Below are 12007 nucleotides of genomic sequence, written 5' to 3' on the forward strand. Positions count from 1 at the left end.
GAGAGGGCAACCGTGCGGTCCTCAGCGGCGAAGATGCTCCGCCCCCTCACGCGGCACTCTCGCTCAGAAAGAGGCCGGTCCAGCCGGGCAGCTGTCCGCTCCGGTCCGGGGCGTTCGTCCAGAATACGCGCCCGCCCGCGAGCTCGGACGCGAAGGGCTCCGAGCCGACATTGGCGACGAAGCGGTAGCTGCCGCCGGCGAAGCGCCAGGTGCAGTCCACCACATCGGGTCGCGGCAGGGTCGCGGTCGCGCCGCGGTAGCGGGTCTTCGTCAGCGGCACCACGATCTCGCGGCGCAGGGCGAGGAGGCGCGTCGTGTCGGCCAGAACCTCGCGGTGGGGCGAGCGCTCGCGCTCGGACCAGTCGAGCTTCGAATCCGTGAAGGTCTTCGCCTCGGTCGGGTCCGGGATCACGGAGGTGTCGTCGGCGAAGGCCGCGAAGCTCTTGAACTCGCGCCGCCTGCCCTCGCGAACGGCCCGGTTCAGGTCTTCGTCCGGCGCGAAATCGACGAAGAACAGGAACGGCGTCGAGGCCGACCATTCCTCGCCCATCCAGAGCATTGGGATCTGCGGCGCCAGCAGGAACCCGGCGCGGGCGAGGGCGAGCCTGCCCTGGTCGGCGAGCTCGCTCAGGCGCTCGCCGAGGGCGCGGTTGCCGACCTGATCGTGGTTTTGCAGGAAGGTGACGAAGGCCGAGGGCGGCAGGTGTCCCGAGGGCTCGCCGCGCGGGTGGTTGTCGAGGGTCCTGAAGGGCTCTCCCTGATAGGCGAAGCCCTCGGACAGGCAGCGGGCGAGGTGCTCGACGGGCCGGTCGCTGAAGCTCGCGTAGTAGCCCGCGTCCTCGCCCGTCAGCAGCACGTGCCAGCAATGGTGGAGATCGTCCGCCCATTGCGCACTGTGCTGGCGAGGCGTGCCGGCGTCGTCGCGTTCCAGCCAGCGCGCCTGGTTCGCCTCGTTCTCGAGGATGAGGTGGACGTTGCGGTTCGGCAGCCGCTCGCGCACGGTTTCTCCGAGTTCGGCCAGGAAATGGCGCTCGGAATCGTCGAGGATCGCGTGGACCGCGTCGAAACGCAGGCCGTCGAAATGATACTCCTCCAGCCAGTAGAGGGCGTTCTGGAGGAAGTACTGGCGCACGACGTGGCCGCTCTCGGCGCCGTCGAAGTTGATGCCCGCTCCCCAGGGCGTCTGGTGCCGTTCCGTGAAGAAGGTCTTTGCGTAGGCGTGCAGGTAGTTCCCGGCCGGGCCGAAATGATTGTAGACGGCGTCGAGGAAGACCATCAGCCCGAGGGCGTGCGCCCGGTCGATCAGGCGCTTCAGATCCTCGGGCCGGCCGTAGGCGGCGTCAGGCGCGTAGGGGAGCACCCCATCGTAGCCCCAGTTGCGGCTGCCCTTGAAGTCGGCGACCGGCAGAAGCTCGATCGCGGTGACGCCGAGATCCCGCAGATCCTCCAGGCGCTTCTCCAGGCCCGCATAGGTGCCCTCCGGCGTCGCGGTCCCGACATGCAGCTCGTAGATCACGGCCTCCTCGAAGGGGCGGCCGGTCCAGGCGCTGTCCGTCCAGGAGAAGCTGTTCGGGTCGATCACCTCGCTGAGGCCGGAGACGTCGTCGGGCTGGAAGCGCGAGGCCGGGTCCGGCACGACGAGGTCGTTGTCTATGCGGAAGCCGTAGCGGGTCCCGGCCTTGGCGCCCTGGGCGGTCGCCTCGTGCCAGCCATCCTCCGAGGCGGGGAAGGCGTGTTCGGCCCCGTCGGCCACGAGGACGACGTCCTGCGCGGTGGGCGCCCAGAGGCGGAAGCGCACGCCGTCCGGAACGATCTCGCTGCCAAAGGCCATCGTGTGGGCGCGCCGCATCAGGCCACCATCCTCGTCTGTCGCAATTGAGCTGGCGTGTCGGGCTCCGCCTCCCTGAGAAGCTTGCCCCCGTCGGTCTGGTTCCCCGCACCGCAACTAAGGCGACGGCAGCGCCCGACAACCGGCGCCCGCCGGGACGCGGCCCTAAAATCTCACGGGCGGCCGGCGCCCGGAGGTTCGGTGCGGTGAGGACGAGGAGGGAGCGGGCGGGCAGGTTGACCCGGGCCTCCTCGCGGTAGGCGTCGGATCTTCGCGGGATCGCGCCCGTCGGCGATGCCGTGTCGAAGACGGGCGTCCAGGGCCCGCCGATCGCCGGGCCGAGGCGAAACGCGCACGAGGCTTCGGACCCGTTGACGAGGACGAGCAGGCGGTCGCCGTGCGCGTGGTCGTTGCCGATCTGCATGCCGAAGGCTTGACGGTCCGCGTCGCCCCAATCCTCGGCGCCCATCTCCTCGCCGTCCGGGGCCAGCCAGTGGACGTCGCGCAGGGGCTCGTCCGGGACGAGGCGGGCACCGTCGAGGAAGCTGCGGCGGCGCAGGGCCGGCTGCCCGCGCCGCAGCCGCGTCAGGTTCGCGACGAAGGCGGCGAGATCCGGATCGGGATCCCGCGTCCAGTCCATCCAGCTCACCGGGTTGTCCTGGCAATAGGCGTTGTTGTTGCCGGCCTGCGTGCGTCCGCGCTCGTCGCCCATCAGCAGCATCGGCACGCCCTGCGCGAGGAAGATCGTCGCCAGCATGTTGCGCACCTGCCGGGCGCGCAGGGCCAGGATCTCGGGATCCTCCGTCTGTCCCTCGACGCCGTAATTGCGCGAGACGTTGTGGCCGTGGCCGTCGCGGTTCTCCTCGCCGTTGCCCTCGTTGTGCTTCTCCTCGTAGGCCACGACGTCGGCGAGCGTGTAGCCGTCGTGGCTCGCCGCGAAGTTGATGCTGGCCAGCGGCGAGCGGCCGGAGGGCGCGAAGATCTCCCGCGAGCCCGCGAGCCCCTGCGTGAGCTTCGGCAACTCGCCGCGGTCGCCCCGCCAGAAGCCGCGCACGCTGTCGCGGAACTGGTCGTTCCACTCGCTCCAGCCCGGGGATAGCCGCCGAGCTGGTAGCCGCCCATGCCGATGTCCCAGGGCTCGGCAATGAGCTTGACGCGGCCAGCACCGGGTCCTGCGCGGCGGCCTGGAAGAAGGCGGCGCGGGGGGAGAAATCGTGCGGCGCGCGGCCGAGCGACGAGGCGAGGTCGAAGCGGAAGCCCGCGACGCCGTAGGCGGTCACCCAGTGGCGCAGCGAATCCAGCACGAGTTGCATCACGCGGGGATGCGCCACGTCGAAGGTGTTGCCGCAGCCGGTGCAGTCGATCTCCCGGCGCGGATCCTCCGGATTCAACTTGTAATAGCTCGCGTTGTCGATGCCCCGGAATGACAGCGTCGGGCCGGTGTGGTCTGCCTCCGCCGTGTGGTTGTAGACAACGTCGAGGATGGTCTCGATGCCGGCCGCGTTCAGCTCCCGGATGGCGGCCTTCAGCCCTGGAATGCCGGGCTCGCCGAGGTAGCGCGGGTCGGGCGCGAAATAGTTGAGCGGCGAGTAGCCCCAGAAATTGACGAGGCCGCGCTCGACCAGGAAGCGGTCGTCGGCGAAGGCCTGGATCGGCAGCAATTCGAGCGCGGTGACGCCGAGCTTCCACAGGTGCTCGATGATGGCGGGGTGCGCGAGCGCCGCGTAGGTGCCCCGCTCGGTCTCCGGCACATCCGGATGGGTCATCGTCAGCGCCTTGACGTGCGCCTCGTAGATCACCGTCTCGGAGAGGGGCCGGCGCACCGGCTGAAGCGCGAGGTCCGGCACCTCGGGAGCCGTCACCACGCCCTTCGGCATGTGGAGTGCGCTGTCGCGACGGTCGATCTGGTCGGGCCGCTGCAGGCCGCGGCGATGCCCGTAGAGGGAATCATGCCAGTGGATGCGGCCCGCGATCTCCCGCGCGTAGGGGTCGAGGACGAGCTTGGCCGCGTTGAAGCGGTGTCCGTTCGCCGGATCCCAGGGCCGTGGACGCGGTAGCCGTAAAGCTGGCCCGGCAGGATGCCGCGCAGGTACCCGTGCCAGACGTCGTCCGTGCGGCAGGGCAGCCGGATCGTGCGCGTCTCGTGCCGCTCATGCGGCTCGAACAGGCAGAGGTCGACGGCGGTGGCGTGCTCGGAGAACAGCGCGAAATTGACGCCGCGGCCGTCGAAATGCGCTCCGAGGGGAGCCGGCACGCCGTCGTCGAGGCCGATCATCGGGCGTGCTCAGGCAGCCGGCGGCGTGCGCGAGGTTATTCCGCCGCTGCGGCGGCCGTCGGCGGCTCGCGCTCGACGGTGCGGAAGTTCTCGAGTTCCGAGAGGAAGTTGCGCGCCCACCAATCCACGTCCTCGCGCTTCATCCGCTCGGCCATCGGCCGCCAGCGCTCCAGCCGCTCGCCCCGCGGCATGTAGAGGGCGGTCCGGATCGCCTCGGCGACCTCGAAATGGTCGTACGGGTTGACGAGGATCGCCTCTGGCAATTGGCGTGCCGCGCCTGCGAACTTCGAGAGAACCAGCACGCCCGGATCCTCGTCGCTCTGGGCGACGACGTATTCCTTGGCGACGAGGTTCATGCCGTCGCGCATCGGTGTCACGAGGCCAACCCGGGCCGCCCGGTAGAGTCCGGCGAGCACGGCGCGGGGGATAGGCCTTGGTGACGTACTGGATCGGCGTCCAGGCCGGCTCGCCGAGCGAGCCGTTGATCTCTCCGACCGTCTCGTTCACCTCGCGGGACAGCTGCTCGTATTCCGGCACCTCGCTGCGCGATTTCGGGGTGATCTGGATATAGACGACGTTGCCGCGCTGGTCGGGGTTGGAGGCGAAGAAGCGGTTCACCGCCTCCATGCGTTCGGGCACGCCCTTCGAATAGTCGAGCCGATCGACGCCGATCAGGAGCTTGCGGGTGCGCAGCCCGGCGATCGTGTCTCGCACGGTCTTGTTGGAGCCGGCTTTGTCGGCCGCCTCCTTGAAGCCGGCGACGTCGATGCCGATCGGGAGGAGCGGATGCGGGTGCGGCGCCCGTCCACCATCAGCGAGCCGCCGCCGAGCGGGATTGCCCAGCGTGTCGCAGAGATTGCGGTGCAGGTTCTGCACGTCCGGATCGGTCTGGAGGCCGATCAGGTCGTAATCGGCGATGGCGCGCAGGAGGTCACCGCTCGCGGGCAGCGAGTTGAACACGTCGGCCGCCGGCCAGGGGATGTGGTGGAAATAGCCGATCGGGTTGGCGATGCCGGGCGCGCAGCTCCGAGGCGAGGGGCAGCAGGTGGTAATCGTGCACCCAGATGATGTCGTCGGGCTCGATCAGCTTGGCGAGCTGGCGCGCGAAGATGCGGTTGACCCGGCAATACCCGGCATAATCCGAGCGCGAGAAGGCGCCGAGCCCGAGCCTGTAATGCATGATCGGCCAGAGCGCCCGGTTGGCGAAGCCGGCGTAATATTCCCGGTGATCCTGCGGGGAGAGGTCGACGACGGCGTACTGGACGCGGCCTCGATCGATCAGCGTGGGCTCCTCGGAGGGCTCCTCGACGATGTTGCCGCTCCAGCCGAACCAGAGCCCCTCGTAGGCGGTGAAGGCCTCCTTCACCGCGACCGCGAGGCCGCCGGCTGCGACCGCCTTGCCGCCCTCCTCGGGGACTGCAACGCGGTTCGATACGATGACAAGGCGTGCCACGAAGCCGGCTCCGGTCCTCAGAGCGCGAGCGCGAGGAGGCCCGCGCTCGACCATAACGTTTCCTCGGGTGAACGCGCGGAAGCCGAGCGCGATCCGTTGACCCTAGCCAAGCGCGATCGGACCCTGCGGGTCAAGATGCAGTTTCCCGGGCCGCACGAAGAAAAATGCCGGTCGTCTCGCGGCATCCTCCGCGGATCGGCGCCCCACACGCGCAAGGTCAAGCTCCGAATTCCCGCTGAACGTGCAAGCTTGGCCGATCATGCCCGGCCTTGTCTGAACGAACGCTGAGCCGCGCGCGCCGCCGGGCTCGCGGAGAGGCCAGGGCGCGCTGCTCTGCGGAACCGCGAACGACCGGGGCGGTTACTCAGCCGACACGACCCCTCGCTTCCCGAGTGCAAGGAGTAAGCCCATGGCCGCGAACGCGTCTCCCAACCCTTCCGCGGGTTCCGATCCGGGTGCCGCGGGCACGGGCGACCCGGCCAATTGGCGCGAGCTGAAGCACGATGTCGAGGACATCCGGGACACCGCGGTGGAGCGCGGGCGCGGCCTGCTCGACGCCGCCCGCGCACAGGCGCAGGATTATGTGGACCGGCGCAAGACCGACGCTGCCCAGTCGGTCAACGACCTCGCCAAGACGCTCCGCGACTCGAGCAGGACCTTCGACGATCGCCCCAACATCAAGGCGTTCTTCGACAGCGCGGCGGAAGGGCTGGAGACGCTCGGCGGCTCGATCGAGGCGCGCAGCTTCGCGGATTTCTACGAGGATGCGGAGGCGTTCGCGCGCCGTGCGCCGGTCGCGGTGGCGGTCGGCACCTTCGTGGCGGGCTTCATCGCCGCCCGTTTCATCAAGTCGTCGAGCCTGCCGCCGGACGCCCGCTATGATCGCGACCGCTTCGACGACCGGAACGCCTGAGGGATTCGCGATGTCGAACGGACCTCCCCCACCCGGTTCGCCCACGAGCATCCAGAGCCTCGTCGGCGATGCCCTGCGCGAGACGAACGAACTCGCGCGCAAGGAGATCGCGCTGTTCCGCGCCGAGATGGCGAGCAACGTGCGCTCCCTCTTCATTGGCCTCGCCTGCCTCGTGGGAGCGGCCGTCTTCGCGGTCGTGTCGCTCCTCGTGCTGATCGGCGCCTTCGTGAAATGGCTCGCGACGATCGTCGGCTCCGAGTGGCTGTCGGCGCTCATCGTCGGCGGCGTGCTGCTGGTGATCGCGATCGGCATGGCGCTCTGGGGTCGTAGCGCCATGTCGCTCTCGACGCTCGCGCCAACCCGCACCACGCGCCAGGTCCGCCAGGACGCCCGCGCCCTGTCAGAGAGGGTCTCCGGATGAGTTCGATGAACGAGTTGGAGCGGGAGATCGAGGAGAGCCGGGCCCGCCTCGACACCACGATCGACCGCATCCAGAACCGCCTCTCCCCGTCGAGTCTCGTCGACGAGATGCTGGGCAGTGCCCGCAAGACGCCGCTCAACGGCGTCTACGAGGGCGCGCTCGACGCGGTCCGCCGCAACCCCGTACCCGTGATGCTGATCGCAGCCGGGCTCGGTTGGTTGCTGTTTCGGATGCAGGACGATGCGGCCCGCTCCGGCCGGCTGCGGCGGGCGCGCCGTTCCGCCGAACGGGTGCCGGTCCTCAATACGGGGGCGGCCCGCGTCTACGACCCCGACCTGCTCGCGGGCCGCCCGGCCCGGGAACTCGCCGAGGAAACCCAGATCTGACGGCGCAGCCGACGCGTCCTTGTCGACGCGAGCGCCCGCATCGAGATGACAGGAGTACGCCATGAGTGACACCGGCAAGCCGCAGCAGAACGGCCGCCCCGTCCCGAGGACATCGCCGCAGGGGTCACCCCGATCCCGGCGGGCAGTCTCGACCCGCACGCGAAGGAGCAGGATTTCAGCCTGCGGCCCGACCCGACCGGCAGCCACGATCCCCTCGGTGCCGGGCGGACGGACCCTCACGCGAAGCCGCAGGATTTCAGCTTCCGCCCGGATCCCACCGGCAGCCGCGATCCGGGCGGGACGTCCGCGATGCCGCGCCATGAGGTCCGCGGCGCCGGAAGCGGCACGACGGGGCGCGCCGAGGGCGTGGCCGGCCAGGTGGCCGACAAGGCGTCGGATCTCGCGGGGCAGGCGCGGGACCGCGTGCTCGGCGCGGCCGATGACGTGCGCGCGCGCGCCTCGGACGCCTACGGCGACGCCCGCGACTGGATCTCGGACATGCAGCGCGATCAGCGCCGCCGGGTCGAGGATCTCGCGGCCCGCGGCCAGGAGCGCCTGCGAGGCCACCGCACCAATGCCGAGCAGTTCGTGCAGGAGAACCCCCTTCTCGTCGGTGTCGTGGGCCTGGCGGCCGGTCTCCTCCTCGGCGCGCTGCTGCCGCGGACACGCGGCGAGGACCGCAACCTCGGTCCCTACGCGGACGAGCTCCGCGGCCACGGGCTGCGCTATGCCCGCGACTTCGCCGACCGCGGCCGCGAGTTCGTCGAGAACGCCCTCGACCCGGACAACCTGAACGCCTCCGCCCAGCGCGCGGGCGCGGAGCCGGGGCCGGCCTATCAGGGTGAGGAGCGGGCGGCGCACCGGCTCTGAGCCGACAGCGATGGAAGGGAGACGGGGCGGCGCATCGCGTCGCCCATTTTCCTGAGTTCCGTATCCGAGGCCTTGATGCTTCCGGCGGCGTGGATCGGAGCCGTGGCATTCATCGCTGTCGGCCGCGCGGTTCGCCTGCCTCGCCCTGTCGCGGATCGTGTTAGGCTGAGACCGATCGCCCCGCTCCCGCGGTGCCAGGCCGCCCCGCATCCATGTCCTCCCCGGAACCCGCAAGCGAACACGCCCTGCGCATCCTGCCCTGCGGGGACACCGCGCTCACCGTAGAGGTCGGGGATACGATCGACCCTGCCCTCAACGCGGCCGTCCTCGCGCTCGAAGCCCGGGTGCTCGCCGCGGGCCTTCCGGCCTCGTCGAGACGGTGCCGACCTACCGCTCCCTCACCCTCCACATCGACCCGCTCGAAACCGATCCTGCCGCCGTCGAGGCGGCGGTGCGGGACCTCGCGCGTGGCCCCCTTCCCGTCCCGGCACGGCGGCGGCTCTGGCGCGTGCCCGTCGTCTACGGGGGCGAGCACGGCATCGATCTCGACGCGGTCGCCGAACGCCACGGCATCCCGCCGCGGCTGGTCGTGGAGCGGCATGCCGCCCCCGAATATCGGGTCGTGATGCTCGGCTTCCTGCCGGGCTACGCCTACCTCGCTGGCCTCGATCCCGGCCTCGCCCTGTCCCGACGGCCGAATCCGCGACCGGTGACGCCGGCCGGCACGATCTCGATCGGCGGCGCGCAGGCGCTCGTCGCCAGCATCGCGGCGCCGAGCGGCTGGCATCTGCTCGGCCGCACCCCCGTGCGCAGCTTCGCGCCGTCGCGCGAGCCGGTCTTCCTGTTCGAGCCCGGCGACGCGATCCGCTTCGTGCCGACCGATCCCGGACGCTGGGAAGCCCTCGATCGAGCGGCGGCTGCGGGCGAGGTGGTGGCGGAGCTCGCCGAGGCGGCCGCGTGAGCCACGCCCATCTCCTCGTGCTCGAATGCGGGCCGGCGACCGGCCTGCAGGATGGCGGACGGCGCGGCTACCAGCGCCAGGGCCTCTCGGGCTCGGGGCCGATGGACCGCCTCGCGCTGGCGGCGGCCAACGCCCTCGTCGGGAACGCGCCGGCGCTGGCGGCCGTCGAACTCGCCCTGTCCGGCGCGCGGCTACGCGCGGTCGGCGGCGCGGTGCGTTTCGCGCTCGCTGGCGCCCCTTCGGCCTCTCGATCGACGACGAGACCGTGGGCGACCATCACTCCCTTCGTCTGCCGGAAGGCGCGACACTGGCGCTCACGCCGCCGCGGCAGGGCCTGTTCGCCTATCTCGCCGTGGCCGGCGGGATAGGCGTGCCAGACAGCCTCGGGAGCCGCGCCCTCCACCTGCGGGCGGGCCTCGGCGGCATCGACGGCCGTGCCTTGCGTGCGGGTGACCGCCTGCCTGTCGCCGCCTGCGCGGGCGCGATGGCGGATCGGGTGCTCGGCCCGCTGCCCCTCGACGCGGACGAGCCGGTGCGCGTCGTGCTGGGTCCTCAAGCCGATCATTTTCCGGATGACGCCGTCGCATCCTTTCTCGCCGCTGCCTACACGGTGTCGAACCGGGCCGACCGGATGGGCTACCAGCTCGACGGACCGCCCATTCGCCACGGAGAGCGCGGCTTCAACATCGTCTCCGACGCCACCGTCGCGGGCTCGATCCAGGTGCCCGGCAGCGGCCTGCCGATCATCCTGTTGGCGGACCGCCAGACCACCGGCGGCTACCCGAAGATCGCGACCGTGATCTCGGCCGACCTGCGCCGCGTCGCGCAGCGCCGGCCCGGCGAGCGCCTCGGCTTCGCGCCGGTCTCCGTGGACCATGCCGTCGCCCTCGCCCGCGAGGCGGCGGCGCTGGAGGCCAGCCTGCCCGGACGGTTGCGGTCGGTCGTCTCCCGTGACGAGCGGCTGATGGCGGCAAACCTCGCTGGGAACGCCGTCGACGCGCTGGCACCCTGACGGTATCCGCGGGCGCGGTTGCGTCGAAATCGCCCGATCCGCGTTGTCGCCCCATGAGCGACGAGACCCGCGACACCCCCCGCCTCGGCTTCTGCTGCAAGTTCATCCCCGACGAGCCGCCGGGTACCCACAAGACCGTCAAGGCCGCCAAGGAGGCGGCGCTTGCCATGAACGTCACCAGCGTGACGATGGCCTATCTCCAGCGCCAGTCGCCGATCGCGGCGCGGGCGAAGCTCGGCGAGATCGTGGGGCACAATCTCGTCGCCCTCGCGCGGCAGGTGGAGTGGGTGGGCGCGCGTCCGCCCCTGGAGCGGCTCCTGCGGATGGCGAGCTCGATCCTGCCCGGCTACACCCACCCGTCCGTCAAGCCGTTCTACGCGGAGCCCGAATTGCGTGGGGTGGTCGAGACCGGCCTCGCCGAGATCGGCGCGCGGGCGCGCGGCCTCGGCGTGCGCCTCAGCCTGCATCCCGGCCCATTCTGCATCCTCGCGTCACGCAACGAGGCGGCCCTGCAGAACGGCATCGAGGAGCTCGACTATCACGCCGAGATCATGGACATGATGGGTTACGGCACCGGCTGGCACCCGCACGGCGCCCATATCAACATCCATGTCGGCGCCCGCGACCCTGGCACCGAGGGCTGGCGGGCGAACCTGCCGAAGGTCAGCCGCGTCGGCCGCGATCTCGTCACCGTGGAGAACGACGAATCCTCCTTCGGACTCGACGCGGTGCTCGGCCTCTCCGACCTCGTGCCTGTCGTCCTCGACATCCATCATCACTGGGTCGAGAGCGGGGGCGCGTATATCGAGCCCGACGATCCCCGCATCGCCCGGATCCGTGAATCCTGGCGCGACGTGCGCCCCGTCTCCCACATCAGTGTCTCCCGCGAGACGCTCCTGCCCGACCACGATCCCGACCGCCTACCCGATTTCGCCGCCCTGCGCGCGGGCGGCCATTCCTGGCGGGACCTCGCCGCCCATTCGGACCTGATGTGGAACCGGGCGCTCAACGCCCTCGTCGCGCGCCATCTCGCCTGGACGGATTTCGAGATCGAGGCGAAGTCGAAGAACCTCGCCTCCGTCGGCATCGCGGCGCAGATCTCGGGCGGCATCGCACCGCTCGCCGTCGCGGCAGAGTGACGGGCGGCTCGACGGCGCTGCGCCGAGCCGCTATCGCGATGCCCCATGAAGACAGCCGATTGCGACATCCTCGTCATCCCGGGGCTCGCCGGCTCCGAGGAGGAGCACTGGCAGGCGCGCTGGGCGAGCCGCCTTCCCACGGCCCGCATCGTCGAGCAGGCGGATTGGCACCGGCCGGAGCCGGAGGCGTGGTGCGGTCGGATCCGCGAGGCTGTGGACGCGGCGACCCGTCCCGTTATCCTGATCGCGCACAGCCTCGGCGTCATCGCGAGCGTCGTGGTCGCGCCGAGCCTGCCCGCCGGCATCGTGCGGGGTGCCGTCCTCGTCGCGCCGCCCGACATCGAGCGGACGCCGAACCTGCCCGAGAGCGTGCGCGCCTTCGCGCCGATCCCGCGGGAGCCCCTGCCCTTTCCCGCCCTCGTCGTGGCGAGCCGAACCGACCCCTACTGCACTTTCGAGCGGGCCGAGGACTTCGCCTATGCCTGGGGCGCGGTGATTGTCGATGCGGGCGAGTCGGGACACATCAACGTGGCGAGCGGGCACGGCCCCTGGCCCGAGGGGCTGATGCGGCTCGCCGGCTTCCTGAAGAATCTCTGATCAGCGGACGTTGCCACGCTTCGATTTGCCGGTTTGGCAAGCCGATGCGGGCCCGAAGATAATGTCGGCCCGGGAAAAATCGGGAACTGATCCAGATCAAACCGGTTTCATCCGCGAACGACGGCTGCGGCTGTGCGCCGGTAGCCTCGATA

Annotated in this window: 9 protein-coding genes and 4 pseudogenes; 8 read left to right on the top strand and 5 right to left on the bottom strand. The window is 70.7% G+C overall.

Annotated elements, in window-relative coordinates:
• Positions 1-46: 46 nt before the first annotated feature.
• The 5 genes and pseudogenes from treZ to DK389_RS34805 form a co-directional block, all read right to left on the bottom strand.
• On the bottom strand, positions 47-1849 hold the full coding sequence (gene treZ / locus DK389_RS00340; RefSeq protein WP_109886730.1) for a malto-oligosyltrehalose trehalohydrolase: 1803 nt from the start codon (positions 1847-1849) through the stop codon (positions 47-49).
• Between the two features lie 172 nt (positions 1850-2021).
• A pseudogene (glgX, locus tag DK389_RS00345) lies at positions 2022-4103 on the bottom strand (glycogen debranching protein GlgX); the annotation flags it as partial.
• Between the two features lie 35 nt (positions 4104-4138).
• Positions 4139-4519 carry a trehalose-6-phosphate synthase gene (locus tag DK389_RS33665; RefSeq protein ID WP_236961098.1) on the bottom strand — a complete coding sequence of 127 codons (381 nt, stop codon included), beginning with the start codon at positions 4517-4519 and terminating at the stop codon, positions 4139-4141.
• Positions 4520-4586: 67 nt separating this feature from the next.
• Positions 4587-5063 (bottom strand): annotated as a pseudogene (locus DK389_RS34800) (trehalose-6-phosphate synthase); the annotation flags it as partial.
• A complete protein-coding gene (locus DK389_RS34805; RefSeq protein ID WP_250645682.1) occupies positions 5035-5556 on the bottom strand; it encodes a trehalose-6-phosphate synthase in 522 nt (173 codons plus the stop codon). The gene DK389_RS34805 and the pseudogene DK389_RS34800, both read right to left, overlap by 29 nt.
• A 409-nt stretch (positions 5557-5965) precedes the next feature.
• Between DK389_RS34805 and DK389_RS00355 the strand changes: the two genes are divergently transcribed.
• The 8 genes and pseudogenes from DK389_RS00355 to DK389_RS00390 all read left to right on the top strand — a co-directional run bounded on the left by DK389_RS00355 (position 5966) and on the right by DK389_RS00390 (position 11855).
• Positions 5966-6469: a hypothetical protein gene (locus DK389_RS00355; protein WP_109886732.1), complete on the top strand. Its 504-nt coding sequence runs from the start codon at positions 5966-5968 to the stop codon at positions 6467-6469.
• A gap of 10 nt (positions 6470-6479) precedes the next feature.
• Complete coding sequence (locus DK389_RS00360; protein WP_109895852.1) at positions 6480-6890, top strand: phage holin family protein; 411 nt, start codon at positions 6480-6482, stop codon at positions 6888-6890.
• Positions 6891-6895: 5 nt separating this feature from the next.
• Positions 6896-7276, top strand: a complete 381-nt coding sequence (locus DK389_RS00365) for a DUF3618 domain-containing protein (protein ID WP_109886734.1) — start codon at positions 6896-6898, stop codon at positions 7274-7276.
• Between the two features lie 309 nt (positions 7277-7585).
• Positions 7586-8146 (top strand): CsbD family protein, encoded by a 561-nt coding sequence (locus tag DK389_RS00370; protein ID WP_109886736.1) that lies wholly within the window; start codon positions 7586-7588, stop codon positions 8144-8146.
• A 212-nt stretch (positions 8147-8358) separates the two neighbouring features.
• A pseudogene (gene pxpB / locus DK389_RS00375) lies at positions 8359-9107 on the top strand (5-oxoprolinase subunit PxpB).
• Positions 9104-10119, top strand: a pseudogene (locus DK389_RS00380) (5-oxoprolinase subunit C family protein). The pseudogenes pxpB and DK389_RS00380 overlap by 4 nt, the downstream one beginning before the upstream one ends.
• A 53-nt stretch (positions 10120-10172) precedes the next feature.
• On the top strand, positions 10173-11258 hold the full coding sequence (locus DK389_RS00385; protein WP_109886738.1) for an apurinic/apyrimidinic endonuclease family protein: 1086 nt from the start codon (positions 10173-10175) through the stop codon (positions 11256-11258).
• A gap of 45 nt (positions 11259-11303) precedes the next feature.
• Positions 11304-11855, top strand: coding sequence for an RBBP9/YdeN family alpha/beta hydrolase (locus DK389_RS00390; RefSeq protein WP_109886740.1), 552 nt, complete (start codon positions 11304-11306; stop codon positions 11853-11855).
• Positions 11856-12007 lie beyond the last annotated feature (152 nt).

The organism is Methylobacterium durans (genome assembly GCF_003173715.1).
In the GTDB taxonomy this organism is placed as follows: domain Bacteria; phylum Pseudomonadota; class Alphaproteobacteria; order Rhizobiales; family Beijerinckiaceae; genus Methylobacterium; species Methylobacterium durans.